Below are 19,687 nucleotides of genomic sequence, written 5' to 3'. Positions count from 1 at the left end.
GAAACAAAGCGCGCACTCTAACCGCTGTGCTCTACCGGGCGCCAGCCATGACGCTGAATATCAACGCGATTGTTCAGGATACTGACGCCTTCACTGCGTAAACGCGCACGTTGTTCGTCGCCTGAGGCACTGCCCACCGGCAGACTTATCCGACCACCGGCACCCAGCACTCGGTGCCAGGGCAGGCGAGTGTCTTGCGGCAGTTGGCTCAGCGTGCGCCCGACCCAGCGGGCCGCGCGGCCCAACCCGGCCAGATGGGCCAGTTCGCCGTAACTCACCACGCAGCCCTCGGGCACTTGCGCCAAGGTCAGGTACAGCGCGGTGCGGCGCATCTCGGCGGGGCTTTGATGAGTATCGTCGGGTGGATTCTCTGTGGGCATCGTCAGGGTCTTTGTAAGAAACGTCTGTAATCATGCAGGTGAGAATTGAACTCAATATAAATACTTGAGTCAGTCCTAGCTATCTAACACGATAACGCCTCTTTTTCGCCAACTCCGAGCCCCCAATACGCTTATGTTGTCCAGAACCCTGCTGTGCCTCGCTGTTTTCAGCGCCTCCACGCCCTTGCTTGCCGACACCGTCTGGTTGAAGAACGGTGACCGCCTGACGGGCAAGATCAAGGTCTTCGACGGTGGCAAACTGCTGATTCAGACCGACTACGCAGGGGCAATCCCGGTGGACTGGAAACAGGTGAAGACCCTGGAAAGCGACCAGGAGTTGCTGGTCAAGCAGGACGCCTACAGCGGCGAGAAGGCCAAGTCCTTGAAGGCAGCGGAGGATGGCAAGGTGGTCTTGGCCAATGGCGAAGCCCCCAAAACCGTGGAGCTGGCGAGCATCCAGCAAATCATCAAGCCCAAGCCTGTGATTGAAGACCTGGTGTGGAAGGGCAACGTCGACCTGGCGCTCGACTACAAGCGTGCCGACAAAGACACCAACGACTACGACGTCGACTTCAAGACCACCGCCCGTCACGGCCAGTGGCGTCATACCGGCCAGGGCGAATACAACCGCGAGTTCCAGGACGACGTCACCACCACCGACAACTGGGCCCTGGAATATGACTTGGACCGCTTCCTCACCGAGCATTGGTTCTGGCAAGGCCGCCTGACCTACAAGCGTGACAAGGTTGAAGACTTGTCCCGCCAGCGCACCGTCGGTACAGGCCCGGGCTACCAGTTCTGGGACGACGAACTGGGGGCGTTCTCCCTCGGCTCGCTGGTTAACCGCACCGATTATGAATATTCCAATGATCTCAAGACCAACTTCTATTCCCTGGCCATGAAGTGGAACTACAACCGCTACCTGGTGGGTAAAACCGTTGAGTTCTTCACTAACGGTGAGGTGGGCAAGCCGCTCTCCGGGCCGGCCAAGTACTCTCTGGATTCGGAAATGGGCCTGCGTTACAAAGTCACCGAGTGGGCGTCTCTGAACCTCAAGGCCGAACGCGACATCATTGATGGCGATTCGAAAGGCAGCTTGAGCAAGACCCGTTATACCGCAGGCTTTGGCGTGGCCTGGTAAAAGCAGCACGGAGCGCTCTGGCAACCTGCGCGGTTATTGATTACCTTGTGTTGAGATTCATTCCCATAGACGCCATAGGCTATGGGCGGCTGATTACCCGAGGAGTCATACGTTGAGCGCGCACGTTGCCAAGAACGCCCGAGAGCTGTTGCTCAAGGAATACCGTGGGGCTCTCTCCACATTGTCCAAAGCCATGCCCGGGTTTCCCTTTGGCTCGGTCGTGCCGTATTGCCTCGACGAGCAGGGCCGACCGCTGATCCTGATCAGCCGTATCGCCCAGCACACCCATAACCTGCTGAAAGACCCCAAGTGCTCGCTGCTGGTAGGCGAGCGCGAGGCCGATGAGGTACAGGCCGTCGGCCGCCTGACTTACCTGGCCGAAGCCGAAAAACTCGAAGACGCCGACGCCATTGACGCGGCCGCCGAGCGTTATTACCGCTACTTCCCCGATTCCGCCAACTACCACAAGGCCCACGATTTCGACTTCTGGGTGCTCAAGCCTGTGCGTCATCGTTATATCGGCGGGTTTGGCGCCATTCACTGGGTCGATCAATTGACCCTGGCCAATCCGTTCGCGGGCAAGGCCGAGCGCAGCATGATCGAGCACATGAACAGCGATCACACCAAGGCCATCGCGCATTACGTCGCGTTGACCGGCTTGCCGACCTTTGAACCGGCGCAATTGGCCGGCATCGACAGCGAAGGCATGCACTTGCGCATTGGCCAGTCATTGCACTGGCTGCCCTTCGCAGCGTCTTGCAACACTCCGACACAAGTACGCGAAGCCCTGGTTTCATTGGCTCACGCCGAGGTCTGGCCGAAAAAAGAGCCTGCCAGCGCTTGAATTCACGAAATGGCGACGTCATCTAGGGTGGACTGGCAAGGCATTCTTGCGTTGAGGAACCATTTGATGCGCCCTTTTTTATTGCTCTTTCTGCTATTTCCGGTGTTGGAGCTGTTCGTATTCGTTCAAGTCAGCGGTGCGATCGGGTTTTTCCCGGCCCTGTTGCTGATCATTCTCGGCTCGATGCTCGGCGTTCTGGTGCTGCGCGTCGCCGGCCTGGCCACGGCGTTGCGTGCCCGTGAAAGCTTGAACCGCGGCGAACTGCCAGCCCAGACCATGCTTGAAGGCCTGATGATGGCTTTGGCCGGCGGCCTGTTGATCCTGCCGGGTTTCATCAGCGACGTGGTCGGCCTGGTCATGCTGCTGCCGGTCACCCGCAAGCTGCTGGCCGGCAAGATGCGCCAGCGCGCTGAAGAGGCTGCGATTCGCCAGCGTGCGTTCGCCGACGACCTGCAACCCCGTGGCGGCCCGGCCCCGCGCCAGCCGTTGGGGCGTGAAGGTGATGTGATCGAAGGCGAGTTCGAACACCGCGACAGCAAATAACCGCTTTATGAGCACGGCACCTTCGGGTGCCGTGTTGCATTTGGTTGCCGGCAGACACAAAAAATTTCCGCTGCGACCCCTTGTAATAAGCTTATGCGCCCTTATGTAACGGTCACCGCAAGGTTTCTGGTGGCGACACCAGACAGACTTCCGCGTCTTGCTTGGCGAGGCGCGACCGGCACCGCCGGAATACAACCCGCCGGTACCGATACCGGCCGATGAAAAACACAATTAGGAGAGATCGACAATGAGCAAGCTTCGTCCTCTGCACGACCGCGTCGTAATCCGTCGCAGCGAAGAAGAAAAGAAAACCGCTGGCGGTATCGTTCTGCCAGGTTCGGCTGCTGAAAAAGCCAACCACGGTGTGATCATCGCTGCAGGCCCAGGCAAGGCTCTGGAAAACGGTGAAGTACGTGCGCTGGCTGTGAAAGTGGGTGACAAGGTTGTTTTCGGCCCTTACTCCGGCAGCAACACTGTGAAAGTCGACGGCGAAGACCTGCTGGTAATGAGCGAGAACGAAATTCTCGCCGTTCTGGAAGACTGATTCCCCGCTCATTTTCCCGTTACTACAAAGTATTTAAGGAATATCGATCATGGCTGCTAAAGAAGTTAAATTCGGCGATTCCGCCCGCAAAAAAATGCTCACCGGTGTCAACGTCCTGGCTGACGCAGTAAAAGCGACCCTGGGCCCGAAAGGCCGTAACGTGATCATCGAGAAGAGCTTCGGCGCTCCGACCATCACCAAGGACGGCGTTTCCGTCGCCAAAGAAATCGAACTGGAAGACCGTTTCGAGAACATGGGCGCGCAGCTGGTCAAAGACGTTGCCTCCCGTGCCAACGATGACGCAGGCGACGGCACCACCACCGCCACCGTTCTGGCTCAGGCTATCGTCAACGAAGGCTACAAAGCCGTCGCTGCCGGCATGAACCCGATGGACCTCAAGCGCGGCATCGACAAGGCGACCATCGCCGTTGTTGCTGAGCTGAAAAACCTGTCCAAGCCATGCGCCGACACCAAGGCTATCGCTCAGGTAGGCACCATCTCCGCCAACTCCGACAGCTCCATCGGCGACATCATTGCCGAAGCCATGGAAAAAGTCGGTAAAGAAGGCGTGATCACCGTTGAAGAAGGCACTGGCCTGGAAAACGAACTGTCGGTTGTAGAAGGCATGCAGTTCGACCGTGGCTACCTGTCCCCGTACTTCGTCAACAAGCCAGAGACCATGGTTGCCGAGCTGGACAGCCCGCTGATCCTGCTGGTCGACAAAAAAATCTCCAACATCCGTGAAATGCTGCCAGTACTGGAAGCCGTTGCCAAAGCCGGCCGCCCACTGCTGATCGTTTCCGAAGACGTTGAAGGCGAAGCCCTGGCGACGCTGGTTGTGAACAACATGCGTGGCATCGTTAAAGTCGCAGCCGTCAAGGCTCCAGGCTTCGGCGACCGTCGCAAGGCCATGCTGCAGGACATCGCTGTTCTGACCGGCGGTACCGTTATCTCCGAAGAGATCGGCCTGAGCCTGGAAAGCGCCACCCTGGAAAACCTGGGCAGCGCCAAGCGCGTGACCATCTCCAAAGAAAACACCATCATCGTTGACGGTGCTGGCGTAGAGCAGGACATCCAGGCGCGCATCACTCAGATCCGTGCCCAGGTTGCCGAAACTTCGTCCGACTACGACCGTGAAAAACTGCAAGAGCGTCTGGCCAAGCTGTCCGGCGGCGTTGCAGTGATCAAGGTTGGCGCGGGTTCCGAAGTTGAAATGAAAGAGAAGAAAGCCCGCGTTGAAGACGCCCTGCACGCAACCCGTGCAGCCGTTGAAGAAGGCGTGGTACCTGGCGGTGGCGTTGCGCTGATCCGTGCTCTGGAAGCGCTGGTTGACCTCAAAGGCGACAACGCTGACCAGAACGTCGGTATCGCTGTACTGCGTCGTGCCGTTGAAGCACCGCTGCGCCAGATCGCTGCCAACTCCGGCGACGAGCCAAGCGTTGTGGTCAACGAAGTCAAGAACGGCAAAGGTAACTACGGTTACAACGCTGCGACTGGCGTCTACGGCGACATGATCGAAATGGGCATCCTGGACCCTACCAAGGTGACTCGTTCGGCACTGCAAGCAGCAGCTTCCATCGGCGGTCTGATCCTGACCACCGAAGCGGCAATTGCTGATGCACCGAAGAAAGAAGGCTCGGCTGGCGGCGGTATGCCAGACATGGGCGGCATGGGTGGCATGGGCGGCATGATGTAAGCCAGCCTTACCCGGCTACTGAAAAACCCCGCCTGCAGCGATGCAGGCGGGGTTTTTTTATGGGCTTTATCCAATACATCAACCGATGGAGCGGCGCCGCAACAGCTTTTTGAAGGTCATGCCCCGGGCCAGCGTCAGTTCGGCATGCGGCATAAGTGCCAGGGGTTGCGATGCAGCAGCTTGGTTGAGTGGGTGAGTGACAGGCAGGTGCGCGAGTTTTTCAGCGCGGGTGGCTCTGGGCCGCCTCCGGTGTTCGGCTACAACGACCCTGCCTGTCACGCTTGGGTAGCACACGGCTTTGCGTGTGTAGTCGGCGACGTATTGATCTATGCGTTGCGCTGGCGAGTGTGTGACCGCCAGTGGCAAGGCCGACGCTGTGCCGGTGACGATGCACAACGACAGCAGCAGCGTGAACAAATGCTTCTTGGGGGGACGCATGTACGGGCTCTCCAACCTGGGATTCAGGCGGCAGAGAGTAGGGGGAATGGCAGCGTCTCGCTGTCACCGGCTGTAACACGCTATCTAGAGTGGGCGCAGCGGCAACACCAGGGTCAGGCGTGCACCGCCCAGCGGGCTGCGGGCCACCGTCAATTCACCGTGGTGCCACTGGGTCGCACGTTTGGCCAGCGCCAGGCCGAGGCCGAAGCCGCCGGGTGCGTCGCCGCCCATGGCAAGCCGCACAAAGGGCTCGAAGACCTTTTCGCGGTTTTCCGCGAGGATGCCGGGCCCATCGTCATCCACGTGCAGCACCAAGTGATGTTGCCCCTGATACGCCGCGCTGACACACACTTGCTCGCGGGCATAGGTGATGGCGTTGCTCAACAGGTTACGTACGATCAGGTGCAACAAGGCGCGGTCGCCGACCAGTTCCAGCCCGGCCGGCTCGGTTTCCAGGCTCAACCGCCGATGGTGCCCGTCGAGCAAGGCGAACTCTTGATGCAACCACTCACGCAGGTTGATCGGTTCGTGTTGCAAGTCGGTCGGCGCGCCCGCAAGGCGAGCAAACGCCAAACTGGCGCGAACCAAGGCTTCGAGCTCTTCGACATCGATGAGCAAACGTTCTTGAAGGCGCGTTCGGGTGGGCGGGTCTTCGCTTTTGCCCAGCAGCGATAAGGCAAAGCGCATGCGCGCCAGGGGCGTGCGCAGTTCGTGGGACACCGCCTGGGAGACTTCGCGGTGGCGTTCACTCATGGCGCTGATGTCCCGTGCATGCTGTTGCAGCGTCAGCAGCAACGGTGTCCATTCCTTGCCCATGGCGGGCAACATCACGTTCGGGCTGCGCGCCAGTGTCGCCAGGCAGGTATTGAGTGTGTGCAGGTCGGTGTGGCGCCGCCGGTGCAGGCGTAAACCAATCCCGAGCAGTAGCAGCACCGGCAAGCCTGCGACGCAGGCGGTGATCCAGAACACCGGGAATTTCAGCAGGTCCTTGACCTCGGCGCTGCCCCACATGGGGCCGAATCGGATCACGGTTTCGTCGTCGAGCGGGAAGTAGCTGATGTCTTCGTCGCTGTTCAGCGCCGGTTGCCTATGTTCCAGCATGACCATGGCTTCCGGCGGCAGCTCCACATCGTCCAGCGCGATCAGGTTCACCGGGTACTGAAAGTGCGCCCGCAGGGTATCCATCCGCGCTTCGCGCTGGTCGGCGGGCACGCCTTTGAGCTGTTCGGCCACCAGGTAGCCCGGCCCGGCCATCAGGCGCAAGAAGCTGTCATCACCCACAAATACTGAGGCGTTGGTGCACAGCCAGAGCAGGTAAAGCGTCAAGCCGGTCCAGCCCGCGCCGGCCGTCGCCACCATCCAGGGCCGCAGGTTAGAGAACACGCGCGGCCTCCTGCGGGATTTCGACGAACAGATAGCCTTGGGCCGTAATGGTCTGGATGGTCACCGGGCATTCCAGGCTCATCAGCTTTTTGCGCAAGCGCGATACGCGCATATCGATGGAGCGGTTGAGCCCGTCGTATTCCAGGCCGCGCAGGCTTTGCAGGAGTTTTTCCCGCGTCAGCAAGACGCCGCAATGGCGGGCAAAAATCGCCAGCAATTCGAACTCCGCAACCGAGAACTGCAAGGGCGCGTCATTCAGCCAGGCGAAATGGCTGTTGAGGTCCAAGCGAAACGCGCCCCACTGGTAATACGCGCGAGGGGCTTGCGGGTGGCGGCGCAGCAACGAGCGAATCCTGGCCAGCAACAACTGCGGGTCGACAGGCTTGACCACGTAATCGTCTGCCCCGACGTTGAACCCGGTGAGCTGTTCGGCGTTTTCGTCCAGCGCGGTCATCATCAGGATCAGCCCAGGGTATTGGTCGCGAATCTGTCGGCACAGAGTGAAGCCGTCGATACCCGGCAGCATCACGTCCAGGATCAACAGCGCCGGCTGCTCGTCGCGAATGCGCTGGGCGGCGCGGTCGCCCCGGTGCTCAATGGCCACGGTGAAACCTTCGGCGCGCAGAAACTCGGCGGTCAGCGCGGCCAGTGGGCGGTCATCTTCAATCAGTAGCAGGGTGTCGGACATGAACGGGCGTCGTCGCCAGGGAATGGGCGCAAGTGTTACGCCCTTGCCCTGTGGCAGGCAAGGGCTTGAGTGGGGCTGTCAGCGGATGCTGATGGCCGCAGCCTCATCCTTCGGCGCTTTCCAGCTCAGCAATTGCTGTTTGAAGCCATAGCTGGCGGCCTGGTAGTAGGTGATTGCGCGCAGGATCAATGGGTCATCACTGCCCACGCGCAACTCCTGGCTTTCGGCCAAGGCTTGGTCATGGCGACGCAGGCCCAGGCGGGGGCTGAGGATTGCCAGGTCCTTGCCGTCAAACAACCCCAGGTGCTGGTAGTTGCCGACCACCACGCGCGGCGGCAGCGGGTTGTCCTGCAACAGGTTGCGGCCGAAAAACGTCGACTCGTAGCTCAGGTTGATCAGGCCCAGCAAGGTCGGCGCCAGGTCGATCTGGCTCGCCAGTTGCGCGGTTTCCCGGGCGTCGATCAGCTTGGGTGCATAGATAAACAGCGGGATCTGGTAGTTGGTGATGGGCAAGTCTTCCTTGCCCGCGCTGCCTGCGGTGTGGTCGGCGACGAACACGAAAATCGTGTTATCGAACCACGGCTTCTGGCGTGCCGCCTCAAGGAACTCGCCGATCGCGTGGTCGGTGTATTTCACCGCACCGTCACGGCCATTGCCGGATTTGATATCGATGCGCCCGTCCGGGTAGGTGTAGGGGCGATGGTTGGAGGTGGTCATCAGTTGCAGCAAAAAGGGCTGCTGCTTGGCGTAATCGGCGTCGGCCAGTTTCAGGGTTTGCCGGTAGAGGTCTTCGTCAGCCATGCCCCAGGCGTTTTTGAACGAGATGTCGGTTTCCGGAACGCTGCTCTGGTCAACGACGCGATAACCGTTGCCGCTGAAAAACGCGTTCATGTTGTCGAAGTAACCGCGCCCGCCGTAAACAAACACGCTGTCGTAGCCGATGGCGCTGAGTTGCTGGCCGAGGCTGGCGAAGCCGCTTTCACGGCCTATGCGCTTGACGATTGAACGCCCTGGCGTGGGTGGAATCGCCAGGGTAATCGCTTCCAGGCCACGGTCGGTGCGGGTGCCGGTGGCGTAGAAGTTATTGAAGTACAGGCTTTGTTTGCGCAGGGCATCCAGGTTCGGCGTGAGGTTACGCCCGTCGCCATTGCTGCCCATGTATTTGGCGCTGAAACTTTCGATGGTCACCAGCACGATATTGGGTTTGCGCAACGTGCCGGGGTTGTTGATTGCGCGGCGGATGTCCAACGGGTCTTTGCCAATAAAGCGCGCATTGGGTTCGCTGAGTTCGGCACGCAACTGCTTGGCGACCACCTCGGTGGGCAGGCTTTGGTAGAACTGTGGGTAATCCAGCTCGTTGTTGCGAAAGGCCGCAAAGAATTGATACGGGCCGTTGCTCGCCAGCTCGTTCTTGTAGGCGTTGCCACCTTGGGCGCGCGGGCTGTCCTGGCTGATCAGTTGCAGGCTGAGGCCGGCGACAATCAACAGGCCCAGGGCGTTAAGCAGGCGACCTCGCAGCGGCGGCAAGGGTGCGTTCATGGCGGCAATGAACGGATTGCGCAGAACCACACTCAACACAACCGCGAGCATTGCCAGCAGGCTGAGCAGCTTGCCGATCGGGTAAGACTCCAGCAGGTTGTTCAACACTTCGTCTGAGTACACCAGGTAATCGACGGCGATAAAGTTGAAGCGCACGCCGAACTCATCCCAGAACAGCCACTCGGCGACCGACGTAAACAGCATGGCGAACAGGCTGACGGTCAGCACGGCCTGCAGGAACCAGCGGTGGCCACGGCGGCGCCACAGCGCAGGCGGGCAGAGCAGCAGGTACAAGCCCAGCGGCAAGGCGGCATAGGCAAGGAAGCCGAGGTCGTATAACAGGCCCACGCCAAACACCGGCAGCAGGTTGCCGCCGACTTCATCCAGATGGGTAAGCAGCAGCACGCTGCGCGTCAGCAAGAAAACAACCAGCCAGGCGCCGGTGACGAGCAGCAAAAAGCGCATAGGCGCCGTTTTGAGAAACCCCATGTCTACATTCCTTATATCAATGGGCGGTGATCTTCAGCCTGACACTGTAGTCAGTTTGTGAAGCTATAGTGAAAAACTTGTTGGTTCGTGCAATTGGTTGAAAACCTTTATCGACAGGCCCTCAAGGTCTATCCCTGAGCCACACTTGGCCTTAAGCTGCGCGAGCCAACACGGCCGTTACCGCGTACGGAGACACTGCCCATGCGAATTTTATTGGTTGAAGACAACCGCGATATTCTGGCCAACCTGGCCGATTACCTGGGGCTGAAGGGCTACACCGTGGACTGTGCGCAGGACGGTTTGTCAGGCCTGCACCTGGCTGCCACCGAGCATTACGACTTGATCGTGCTCGACATCATGCTGCCGGGCATCGATGGCTACACTTTGTGCAAACGCCTGCGTGAAGACGCGCGCCGTGACACGCCGGTGATCATGCTCACCGCCCGTGACCAGTTGGACGACCGGCTGCAGGGCTTCAAGTCCGGCGCCGATGATTACCTGCTCAAGCCGTTTGCCTTGTCGGAATTGGCCGCCCGCATCGAAGCCGTATTGCGCCGCGCCCAAGGTGGCGGCCGCCGTGCCCTGCAGGTTGGCGACTTGAACTATGACCTCGACACCCTGGAAGTGACCCGCGAAGGGCGCCTGCTCAAACTCAACCCCGTGGGCCTGAAATTGCTCGCGGTGTTGATGCAAAAGAGCCCGCATGTCTTGCGCCGTGAAATTCTCGAAGAAGCCCTGTGGGGCGATGACTGCCCGGACAGCGACAGCCTGCGCAGCCATGTTCACCAATTGCGCCAAGTGATCGATAAACCGTTCGCCAAGCCGCTGCTGCAAACGGTGCACGGTGTGGGTTATCGCCTGGCCGAGGGTCGTGATGGAGTTTAAGCAAAGCCTTGCCCAACGGATCATCATCGCCTTTGCGTTGATGAGTGCATTGGTGGCGGGGGCGTTCGCCATGGGCATCGTCGCGACCGTGCACCTGGTGGAAGAAAAACTCATCTCGGCAGGCCTGGGCGGCGACTTGCAACGCTTGTTGCTGATGGACAGCGTCGAGGACTGGAGCCACCGGCCCGAGCCCGACCAGCTGTTCTATTTCAGCGGTGGGCGCGGGGATTTCGAACTGCCCAAGGATTTACGCCATCTGGAACCGGGCTTTCACGAGGTGTTCCGCGAGTCGCTGTCGTATCACGCCATGGTCGAAGTGGTGGATGGCCGGCGCTATGTGCTGCTGCAAGACCAAAGCGATTTTGAAGAGCGCGAGCGTGTTCTGTTCGCCGTGGTGCTGGTGGGCTTCGTGCTCAGCCTGGCGCTGGCGGTGTTTCTCGGTTGGGTGTTGGCGCGCAAAGTGATGGCGCCGGTGGTGCGGCTGGCCCGCCAGGTGCGACATCGCGACCAACTGCTGGGCCTGGCGCCGCCGCTGGCGCCGGATTACGCGGCCGATGAAGTCGGCGAACTGGCGGTGGCCTTCGATGCCACCTTGGGCCGCTTGCGCCAGGCGTTGTCGCGCGAGCAGCTGTTTACCAGTGATGTCAGCCATGAATTGCGCACGCCATTGATGGTGCTGGCCAGCTCCTGCGAGCTGCTGCTGGAAAACCCGGCCATCGACCAACGCGGGCGTAATCAAGTGGAACGCATCGCCCGTGCCTGCGAAGAAATGCGTGAACTGGTGCAGACCTTCCTGATGCTGGCGCGCGCGGAACATGATGAAGCGGCGATGTCACCGCAGGTGACGCTGGCGCAGGTCGCTGACGATTTGCTCGGCATCTGGCGCGAGCAAATCGAGCGCAAGGGGCTGGAATTGATTTACCAGCCCGGCAATCCTTCGGATGCGCGTTACAACACCACCTTTCTGCATGCGGTCATGGGCAACCTGTTGCGCAATGCCCTGCATTACACCGAGCACGGGTTTATCCGCCTGACCCTTGAACCCAGCGGTTTTGTGGTGGAAGACACCGGTGTAGGGATTCCCGAAGACAAGCGTGAGGCGATGTTCGAGCCGTTTGTGCGTGGCAGCGAGAAGCGTGGCGAAGGCCTTGGCCTGGGTTTATCGCTGGTGCAGCGCATCTGCGAGAACCAGGGCTGGACGGTCAGCCTCAACCCGATGGACCCCCACGGCTGCCGTTTTCACGTCCAGTTGAGTCAGGTCAAGCCCTGACGCATGTCCCTGCCGTTATCCTGCCAGACATCGCCGTAATTCGGCGAAGATGGCCCCATGATATCGCTTGTGTCTGTAAAGTCTTGAAATGTATGAGATTGGACAGGACAAGTTTTTCACAACGGGTTGACCAGTTGATCACAGGGCGGTGCTTAAGGTTGTAGGCATCAGCTACTGGAGATCCGTTGATGTCTACCCCGATCAAACTCGATTTTTCCGAAAAGTACGACGATCAGCACGCGCAGAATTATTTGCTCAAGCATCAGGACAATCTGGCTCGCCGGTTGTCCCACAAACGCGACGAGCAATTGGCGCGCGGTGCGCTGGCCATGGCTGGCGAACCTGGCCTGGTGTTGGACCTGCCCTGCGGGGCCGGGCGTTTTTGGCCGTTGCTGGCTGAGAAACCCAACCGAGTGATTATCGGGGCCGACAATTCGGCGTCGATGTTGAAGGTGGCGACCGTCGCTCAGCCGGCGGACGTGGTGAAACGGGTACGACCCTTGCAGACATCTGCCTTTGATATCGATTTGCCTGACAATTCAGTCGACAGCATCTTCTGCATGCGCTTGATGCACCACATTGGTGACCCGGCGCACCGTATGACGATACTGCGGGAATTTCAGCGGGTTACCCGCGACAGCGTGATTATTTCGCTGTGGGTGGACGGCAATTTCAAGGCCTGGAAACGCAAGCGCGCCGAAGTGAAACGTCGTAGTAAAGGTGAGCAGGAAGGTTACCAAAACCGGTTCGTGTTACCGGCTGCTACTGTTGAGGCAGAGTTCGAGCAGGCCGGTTTCCGTGTTCAGGAATCCCTGGACTTCATACCGCTCTACGCCATGTGGCGTGTGTATGTATTGCGTAAGAGGTAACAGGATGGCAGTTGAGTGCGTAGTAGGCAGTCATGTAGCTCCCGAAGAACGGTTTGATTATTTTTGGCGCCTGAAGGGCGAATGGGTCGAGGAACCCAATCGTCGACGCGGCGGTGAAAGTGGTGTGCAACGCGTGATCAGCCCCAATGGTCGTTTGCTCTACAGCAAGCGCCAGACCGGGCATATCTACCGCAGTTTGCTCCACCCGTTCGGGCGCCCGACGGTGTTGCGTGAACGTGATGCCCTCAAGGGCCTGCGTTCACTGGATGTACGAGTGCCTGAATTGGTGTTCTGCGAGGCGCGCCGCGACCCCGAGCACCAGTGGAAAGCGCTGCTGGTGACCGCGTCGCTCGACGGTTTCGACGAGATCGAAAACTGGTACGCCGCCGGTGGCCGCGAGCAGTATGGCGAGGTGGTGCATGAGCGTGTGCTCAAGGAAGTGGCGGGCACCCTGGCGCGTATGCACAAGGGCCGCTGGCAACATGGTTGCCTGTACATCAAGCACATCTTTTTACGGGTGACGGGTGAGGGCGACTCGGCCAATGTGGAAGTGGCGTTGCTGGATTTTGAGAAATGCCGCCAGCGTTTGACCGCTTATCGGGCCGCCTCCCATGATATGCAGCAACTGCGGCGCCATTCGTCGTGGAGTGATACAGACTGGAAAAAACTCAGCTACTTTTACGAGACGGCGTTTGGCAGCGCTATCAAGGGTTTAACCAGATGAAGCTAGAAATAGCACGAGGTTTGTTCCTGGTCGGTGCGTTGGGCATTGCAGCCCTCGCATTGGCTGCGTGGGAACAACCTCGCACACAAGTGCTCAGTGCGGTGCAAGGTAGCGGGCAATGCCTGCTGCCGCGCGTCGCCAAGACGAGTGTGGCGGTCAAGCCTGATCATGAGTTGTTGCTGTTCATGTTCGGGATGTCTCAGGGCATGAGGCCGCAGAGTTGAAACGATTCAAACCCCCAAGAAAGGGCCTTGCGATGCGAGGCCCTTTTTTTGTACTTGACCTGAACGTTTACAAGTAACGTCGAGCCGAAACGCCCAATGTTCAGCATCGGGCGCGGCGTTCAAGGCATCTGGGATGGGGCAACGTTGACTTGGCCGGATGGGGGGCCAGCAGTGATGACATAAGGCACATCCGGGTTCCAGATGCCTTTAACTTTGTCAAAGTACACATAGACTCCGTGATTCGGTTCGATTTCCAGAGGCTTCGAAAGAGAACTATTGTCCGTGTTAATAAAGGTAGATTTATCCGATTTGTTTAATACCATTACAGCGCTGCCATAATCATTCGACTTTTTGGGTAAAGTTAGTTTTTCTGTAAACCCCATAGTTGAATTATCTAACCGATACACCAATGGGCCATTATCTGGCACCTTCGGCATAACGCCTATCGATGTAGAACCACCAGTTCTCACGTCGTCATTGGGTGAAGGGAAATATTCGGTAGTTGCGGCAAATACCTGAGTTGACATCAGTAAACAGGCCGCGAGGATTAGTTGTTTCATACTGTAATTCCTTTTTAAGATATCCAATCTAAACTACTGCAGGCAGTCGCCAATAGTGACCGCCCCGACACCATAACGAGGAAAGAAATAGCGGTGTACTGTGAGAAATGACAGTTTTTAATTCGATATGGGAATAAGCGTTATTCCGGAATAAAGCTGAACATGAATCGCTCTTCGCCCGCGGAGTTCGCTGAAAGCATCTACAACCGCATGAAGGCTCGTTCCCGCGCGGGAGAACGAGCGTGCTGATGTCAAACCAAGTGCAAGTGGTTATCCCAAAAACCCGACGGCAACTCCAACGGTTTAGCCACCAACGGCTGCTGGCGGCAGTCATAAAAGCGGCAGCGCCCCTGGCCTGACGTCACCACAAAACCGTCCGCTACCGCGCCAACCCCGGCGCAGTCGGGCAACGGCCCATCCAGGCGCAGCTCGCCGCTGTCCATGTCCCAGATAAAAAAGCGATTGCCCCGTGGCGCAGTCAACGCCACCAGCCGTAACTCACTGTGTACCGCAACGCTGGCGGTGTAATGCCCCATGGCCTGCAACTGCTCATCGGCCACCGGAAACGCCACAAACGGCTGCCCTGGCCGCTTGATTGCCAGCAACTCGGAGCGCTCCTGAGACGCGCCCATAAACTGCTGCCCCGTGAGGATGGTGCCGTCGCCGGCAATCCCCATATGGCGCACGCTGTTCATTTGCTGCCCCAGGGTTTCCTTGCTGATCAGGCTGCCGTCGCGGCGCATCAGCACCAGGCTCGGCTCCATGGCGTTGAGGTTCATCTCCACCCGGCTTTCAGCCTCGGTGCGAATGCCGCCGTTGGCGACCACCAAGGTCTCACCGTCCGGCATCCACGACACTTGGTGCGGGCCGATACCGTGGGTGGAAATTTCCCCAGTGTGCACCAGCCGCTCACCTTCGAACTTATACACACCCAGCAACCCACGGCCCGGGTCGGATGTGTCGTTCTCGGTGGCATACAGCCAGTCGCCGCTCTTGTGGATGACCGCATGGCCATAAAAATGGCGATTGGCATTCGAGGTAATGGTCTGCAGCAGCGCGCCGTCACGCAGGTTGATCAGGTAGCTCTCTGTGCCCGGACGCCGGGCGACGAACAGCGCAATCGGCAGCGTCGGGTGGTTGATGATGTCGTGGCACCGCTGGCCAACCTGGGTGGCAAACACTTGCTTGCCGTCCAAGTGATAACCCACGGCATAGTGTTTGCCATCCACATCATCGCGCGCCGACAGCAGCAACGGGCTCTTTGAGCCCTTTTGCTTGAACAGCGTCCAGCCACCCAGCGTGATTGCACTGAGCAGCACGCTACCCACCGCCAAAGCCTGTCGCCTGAGCATCATCAGTCACCGTCGTTGGCGTTAAAGCCCAATTGGATGCCCAGCGCCTTGGCCAACTCGCCTTCGTGCAGGCGGTGGACTACGTTGAGGCTGTCGTAAATATCGTTGAGCTGCTGACGGCCGGCGTCGTCGGCCAGCAGTTCATTCAGCGTGCGCTGGTTGCTGGCGAACAGTTTCAGTGAAGCGGCATAGGCAGCGTCGATCTTGTCGGCCAATGGTTTTTGGTCCGAAGGCAACAAGCCACGCAGGCCTTTGTTGTCGACGCCGGCCCATACGGTCTGGGCGGCGGCCAGGCTGGCTTGCAGGCTTTGCAGGGACGACTGGCTGCGCCACGCATCGGCCTGGAACGGCTGCGGGATGCCCTTGGTCTGGCGGCCCATCGGCGTGCCGAGTTTTTTCTTCAGCGTATCCAGCGCGGTCACTTGCACGCGCAGCAGATCGGCGATGGCTTCGTGGGAATCGGCGTAACGCTGGTTCGGAAACTTGGTCATTTGCGCGAGCATGCCGTCGGTGCTGTTCCAGCTCGCCAGGATCTCTTCAGCCAGGGCTTTCTGGCGCTCGCCGATTGCCACCAGCAGCGGGCAGTAGCGGGCCTTCTGAGCTTCGTCGGCGACGTCGGTCTTGGCGTCGTAGAGGATGTATTCGTAGGCCGACAGGCCCTGTACCACCACGCTGGATTTGGCCAATGCGGCGCCGTCGATCTGCGGCTGGGCGGTGACCAGTTGCTCGACTTGTCGGCCGACCAGGTTTTTCTTGTCCGGCCAGAACTGCACTTGCCACGAGCGGTTGCCCTCGGCCAGTGGGCCGATCAGCAGCGGTTGCAGTTCGGCCCAGGCTTTTTGCGCGTGGAGGAAGTCGGCGCGGGCGGTGTCCAGGCTTTCCTTGCCCTGGCAGTAGGCCAGCGCGCTGACGGCCAATTGGCGGTCGGCTTCAACCCAGCGGCTGTAGGTCGGCAGGATCACTTGCTTGGCGATGGCCGCCGAGGTCACCGCTTGCGGGTCCTGCGGCGAGCAGGCGCCGAGGGCTAAGGCGGCCAGGCTGGTGAACAACAACTTGGGACGAAACATGTCGAGCTCCCTTCGGTAATTGGGGCAAATCTTATAGAGAATTCAGGAACGCCAGCAACGCGGCACGCTGCTCGGCATTAAAGGACAACACATGCTGCTGCGCCGCCTGTGCTTCACCGCCATGCCAGAGCACGGCTTCGAGCAGGTTGCGGGCGCGGCCATCATGCAAAAACTGGGTGTGGCCACTGACAGTCTGTGTCAGGCCAATGCCCCACAACGGCGGCGTGCGCCAGTCGCGGCCACCGGCCTTGAATTCGCTGCGGTGGTCGGCAAGGCCTTCGCCCATGTCGTGCAACAGCAGGTCGCTGTAAGGGCGAATCACTTGGTTGGCCAGTTCGGGTTCGGCAGCGTTGGCGGCCGTGGTGAACGTCGGTTTGTGACAGCCCTGGCAACCGGCCTGGTAGAACAGGTTTTTACCGGCCAGCACCTGCGGCGTGTCGACGCCGCGGCGCACCGGCACGGCCAGGTTGCGGGTGTAGAACAGCACCAGGCGCAAGATGTTATCGCTGACTTCCGGCTCGCCATCGGGGCCGTTACCGTTAGGCGCCTGTTTGCAGGCGACTTGGGCGTCGGTGCAGTCATCAAAGGGTCTCAGGGACGTGGTGAGGCCCATATCACCAGAAAACGCGTGAACATTTTGTTGATTGAGGTTGGGTTGCCCGGCTTTCCAGCCGAAGCGGCCGAGCACGGTTTTGTGCTGGGCGTCATCCCAGACCCAATTGGCGCGGCCGACGAGGGCTTCTTTGTCGGCGGTTTTCGGGTCGGTGTTGCGCAGCACATCGGCGTCGCTGATGGCTTCGAGCAAGCCCAGGCCAATCATTGGCGGGGCGATGCGCGCCGAGAAAAGTGTATCCGGATGCATCGGGCCATAGCCGAGTTGAGTGATTTGCAGGTCCGGCTTGCGCAACTCGACCACCGTGCCGTCCTTGAACGTCACGTGGACCGGCGTGTAGTCGACCCGCACTTTGCCTTCCGGCGCCACGCCCGGCACCGCCATGTCTTGCAATTGCCCGCCGTAGACCGGCTCGGGCACTACGCCGAGCTGTTCGATGAGCTTGGCGTAGGGCTCAGCATTTGGAATCGACAGTCGCACCAGCATCGACACTGCATTCGGCGCGTCCGGCAACGGCGGGTGGCCACGGCCATCCTTGATATGGCAGTTCTGGCAGGCGTTGGTGTTGAACAGTGGGCCAAGGCCGTCGCGCGCGGTGGTGGTGGACGGCGCGATCACCCAGGGGCTGCGAAAGAAGCTGTTGCCGACACTGAAGTCCAGGCGGCGAGTGGGCGCCAGGTTGGCCGAGGGCAGGGAAAACGCGTTCTGGTCGCGCTTGTTTACCGTCGTCGCGCCGCCGGCTCGCGCTTCACCGGGCTCTGCCTTGGTGAAGCGTGGGGCGTCATCGCAGGCCGTCAGGCTCAAGGCCATCAATGCTGCGCACAGGCGAAATAGCGAACGGAACATCGAAATTCCTGAACGGAGGCCGAAAATTAGGCCGCAAAGTCTAACAGGGCAGGGCGGTTTGAATAAGAGCAATTATCGTTTGGTCGAATCCGAGTCATTCCCGCTAGAATGGCCGCACATTTTTCTCTGGAGGTGGCCAATGCAGGCTCTCGACGCTTTGCTCAACCGTGTTTCCGTGCCGCGTTTGCTGGAACCGGCACCGACCCAGGAGCAGCGCGACGTGCTGTTCGCCGCCGCCATGCGCGCGCCGGACCACGGCCAGTTGCGCCCTTGGCGTTTCCTCACTGTGGAAGGCGCGGCCCGTGAACAAATGGGCACGCTGTTGGCCGAAGCGGCGCGCCTGCAGGACGCCGACGCCCCGCAAGCTGTCATCGACAAAGCCCAGAACGGCCCGCTGCGCGCACCGTTGGTGGTGGTGGTGATTGCCCGCCTGCAAGAACATTTCAAGGTGCCGAAATCCGAGCAACTGCTGGCGGCCGCGTGTGCGGCCCACGGTATTCTGTTGGCGGCATATGCACAGGGGATCGGCGCGGTGTGGCGTACGGGGGAGTTGTCTTACTCGGCCCACGTGGCGAAAGGCCTGGGGCTGACGGCGGATGAGGAAGTGATTGGCTTCCTTTACCTGGGTACGCCGCAGAACCCGCCGCGCACTGCGCCGAAAGAAGACCTGACGCCGTTTGTTACAGCCTGGACTGGTCTGTAAGAAAGCGCAGATCTGCTTTATGTGGGAGTGGGCAAGCCCGCTCCCACATTGGGTCCCCATTGTTTCGAAGTCCGAGGTTTACACCTTGAACTGATCCATCAACTTCATCTGCTGGCTGGCCAGGGCGTTCAACTGGCTGCTGATGGCCGCCGACTCGGTGGCCTGGCCGGTGAGAGTTTCAGTCACGGTGCGGATCGCCGACACATTGCGATTGACCTCTTCAGCCACGGCGCTCTGTTGCTCGGCGGCGCTGGCGATTTGCAGGTTCATGTCGCTGATCACCGTCACCGCATCGCTGATTTTGCCCAGCGCTTGCACGGCTTGATGGATCTGCCCCGCGTTGCTCTGGGCCTGGTGTTGGCTGGAATGCATGGTCGCCACCACGCCGCGGGTGCCGCTTTGGATGCGCTCGATCACCAGGCGAATTTCTTCCACCGAATCCTGAGTGCGTTTGGCCAGGTTGCGCACTTCGTCGGCCACCACCGCAAAACCACGCCCGCTTTCCCCGGCGCGCGCTGCTTCGATGGCGGCGTTGAGCGCCAACAGGTTGGTCTGCTCGGCAATGCTGCGGATCACTTCCAGCACCGAGCCAATCTGCTCGCTGTTCACCGCCAGGGCTTCAACTTCGCCTACGGCTTTGCTGACTTCTTCGGCGAGGGTGGTGATGTCGCGGGTGCTCTGTTCAATGATCGCCATGCCGTCACGTGCCGACTGGTCCGCGCCGCGCGCTGCGCTGGCGGCATTGGAGGCGCTGTTGGCGACGTCGTGGGCGGTGGCGCTCATTTCGTTGGAAGCGGTGGCCACCTGGTCGATTTCGCGGAACTGCACCTGCATGCCTTCACTGGTCTGGCGTGCGATGGCCGAAGACTGATCCGCCGTGCCACGCGCC

21 protein-coding genes are annotated in these 19,687 nt (G+C 59.9%); 11 read left to right on the top strand and 10 right to left on the bottom strand.

Going from position 1 to position 19,687, the window contains the following annotated elements; genetic code table 11:
* Positions 1 to 17: 17 nt before the first annotated feature.
* A complete protein-coding gene (locus HX783_RS12445) occupies positions 18 to 380 on the bottom strand; it encodes an MGMT family protein (RefSeq protein ID WP_177017056.1) in 363 nt (120 codons plus the stop codon).
* Positions 381 to 513: 133 nt separating this feature from the next.
* Between HX783_RS12445 and HX783_RS12440 the strand changes: the two genes are divergently transcribed.
* The 5 genes from HX783_RS12440 to groL all read left to right on the top strand — a co-directional run bounded on the left by HX783_RS12440 (position 514) and on the right by groL (position 5,148).
* The gene (locus HX783_RS12440; RefSeq protein ID WP_159959577.1) at positions 514 to 1,521 is read left to right on the top strand and encodes a DUF481 domain-containing protein; all 1,008 of its coding nucleotides are present in this window, start codon (positions 514 to 516) and stop codon (positions 1,519 to 1,521) included.
* A gap of 112 nt (positions 1,522 to 1,633) precedes the next feature.
* Positions 1,634 to 2,365, top strand: coding sequence for a HugZ family protein (locus HX783_RS12435; protein ID WP_177017055.1), 732 nt, complete (start codon positions 1,634 to 1,636; stop codon positions 2,363 to 2,365).
* 66 nt (positions 2,366 to 2,431) lie between these two features.
* On the top strand, positions 2,432 to 2,908 hold the full coding sequence (locus HX783_RS12430) for an FxsA family protein (RefSeq protein WP_025854816.1): 477 nt from the start codon (positions 2,432 to 2,434) through the stop codon (positions 2,906 to 2,908).
* 247 nt (positions 2,909 to 3,155) lie between these two features.
* Entirely contained in the window at positions 3,156 to 3,452 is a 297-nt protein-coding gene (gene groES, locus HX783_RS12425; RefSeq protein ID WP_094953007.1) for a co-chaperone GroES, read from the top strand.
* A gap of 49 nt (positions 3,453 to 3,501) precedes the next feature.
* The gene (gene groL, locus HX783_RS12420) at positions 3,502 to 5,148 is read left to right on the top strand and encodes a chaperonin GroEL (protein WP_064453985.1); all 1,647 of its coding nucleotides are present in this window, start codon (positions 3,502 to 3,504) and stop codon (positions 5,146 to 5,148) included.
* Between the two features lie 78 nt (positions 5,149 to 5,226).
* Here the strand turns inward: groL and HX783_RS12415 are convergent, their stop codons facing one another.
* From HX783_RS12415 to HX783_RS12400, 4 genes are all read right to left on the bottom strand, one after another.
* Positions 5,227 to 5,586 (bottom strand): hypothetical protein, encoded by a 360-nt coding sequence (locus HX783_RS12415; RefSeq protein WP_177017054.1) that lies wholly within the window; start codon positions 5,584 to 5,586, stop codon positions 5,227 to 5,229.
* Positions 5,587 to 5,670: 84 nt separating this feature from the next.
* A complete protein-coding gene (locus tag HX783_RS12410; RefSeq protein ID WP_177017053.1) occupies positions 5,671 to 6,969 on the bottom strand; it encodes an ATP-binding protein in 1,299 nt (432 codons plus the stop codon).
* Positions 6,959 to 7,657, bottom strand: a complete 699-nt coding sequence (locus HX783_RS12405) for a response regulator transcription factor (RefSeq protein WP_177017052.1) — start codon at positions 7,655 to 7,657, stop codon at positions 6,959 to 6,961. The genes HX783_RS12410 and HX783_RS12405 overlap by 11 nt, the downstream gene beginning before the upstream one ends.
* Before the next feature lie 78 nt (positions 7,658 to 7,735).
* Complete coding sequence (locus HX783_RS12400) at positions 7,736 to 9,685, bottom strand: LTA synthase family protein (RefSeq protein WP_177017051.1); 1,950 nt, start codon at positions 9,683 to 9,685, stop codon at positions 7,736 to 7,738.
* A gap of 201 nt (positions 9,686 to 9,886) precedes the next feature.
* On the opposite strand from HX783_RS12400, the gene colR reads away from it, so the two are divergent.
* The 5 genes from colR (at position 9,887) to HX783_RS12375 (ending at position 13,657) form a co-directional block, all read left to right on the top strand.
* Positions 9,887 to 10,570 (top strand): two-component system response regulator ColR, encoded by a 684-nt coding sequence (colR, locus tag HX783_RS12395; RefSeq protein ID WP_003208587.1) that lies wholly within the window; start codon positions 9,887 to 9,889, stop codon positions 10,568 to 10,570.
* Complete coding sequence (locus HX783_RS12390) at positions 10,560 to 11,840, top strand: HAMP domain-containing sensor histidine kinase (RefSeq protein ID WP_159959565.1); 1,281 nt, start codon at positions 10,560 to 10,562, stop codon at positions 11,838 to 11,840. The genes colR and HX783_RS12390 overlap by 11 nt, the downstream gene beginning before the upstream one ends.
* 188 nt (positions 11,841 to 12,028) lie before the next feature.
* On the top strand, positions 12,029 to 12,709 hold the full coding sequence (locus HX783_RS12385) for a class I SAM-dependent methyltransferase (protein WP_177017050.1): 681 nt from the start codon (positions 12,029 to 12,031) through the stop codon (positions 12,707 to 12,709).
* A 4-nt stretch (positions 12,710 to 12,713) separates the two neighbouring features.
* Positions 12,714 to 13,433: a lipopolysaccharide kinase InaA family protein gene (locus tag HX783_RS12380; RefSeq protein ID WP_177017049.1), complete on the top strand. Its 720-nt coding sequence runs from the start codon at positions 12,714 to 12,716 to the stop codon at positions 13,431 to 13,433.
* The gene (locus HX783_RS12375; protein WP_159959561.1) at positions 13,430 to 13,657 is read left to right on the top strand and encodes a hypothetical protein; all 228 of its coding nucleotides are present in this window, start codon (positions 13,430 to 13,432) and stop codon (positions 13,655 to 13,657) included. Before HX783_RS12380 ends, HX783_RS12375 begins: the two co-directional genes overlap by 4 nt.
* 119 nt (positions 13,658 to 13,776) lie before the next feature.
* On the opposite strand, the gene HX783_RS12370 is transcribed toward HX783_RS12375, so the two are convergent.
* From HX783_RS12370 to HX783_RS12355, 4 genes are all read right to left on the bottom strand, one after another.
* The gene (locus HX783_RS12370) at positions 13,777 to 14,217 is read right to left on the bottom strand and encodes a hypothetical protein (protein ID WP_177017048.1); all 441 of its coding nucleotides are present in this window, start codon (positions 14,215 to 14,217) and stop codon (positions 13,777 to 13,779) included.
* Between the two features lie 251 nt (positions 14,218 to 14,468).
* Entirely contained in the window at positions 14,469 to 15,569 is a 1,101-nt protein-coding gene (locus HX783_RS12365; protein ID WP_177017128.1) for a DUF1513 domain-containing protein, read from the bottom strand.
* 2 nt (positions 15,570 to 15,571) lie between these two features.
* Positions 15,572 to 16,636, bottom strand: coding sequence for an imelysin family protein (locus HX783_RS12360; RefSeq protein WP_159959559.1), 1,065 nt, complete (start codon positions 16,634 to 16,636; stop codon positions 15,572 to 15,574).
* A gap of 31 nt (positions 16,637 to 16,667) precedes the next feature.
* Positions 16,668 to 18,095: a di-heme oxidoredictase family protein gene (locus HX783_RS12355; protein ID WP_177017047.1), complete on the bottom strand. Its 1,428-nt coding sequence runs from the start codon at positions 18,093 to 18,095 to the stop codon at positions 16,668 to 16,670.
* A gap of 139 nt (positions 18,096 to 18,234) precedes the next feature.
* On the opposite strand from HX783_RS12355, the gene HX783_RS12350 reads away from it, so the two are divergent.
* On the top strand, positions 18,235 to 18,798 hold the full coding sequence (locus HX783_RS12350; RefSeq protein WP_177017046.1) for an NAD(P)H nitroreductase: 564 nt from the start codon (positions 18,235 to 18,237) through the stop codon (positions 18,796 to 18,798).
* Between the two features lie 78 nt (positions 18,799 to 18,876).
* On the opposite strand, the gene HX783_RS30280 is transcribed toward HX783_RS12350, so the two are convergent.
* Complete coding sequence (locus tag HX783_RS30280; protein ID WP_371317678.1) at positions 18,877 to 19,632, bottom strand: methyl-accepting chemotaxis protein; 756 nt, start codon at positions 19,630 to 19,632, stop codon at positions 18,877 to 18,879.
* Positions 19,633 to 19,687: the final 55 nt, after the last annotated feature.

Origin of the sequence: Pseudomonas sp. D2002 (genome assembly GCF_013385735.1) — a bacterium.
Lineage (GTDB): Bacteria > Pseudomonadota > Gammaproteobacteria > Pseudomonadales > Pseudomonadaceae > Aquipseudomonas.
The sequence above is the reverse complement of the archived record's forward strand: the minus strand, read 5'-3'. Positions and strand labels throughout refer to the sequence as shown.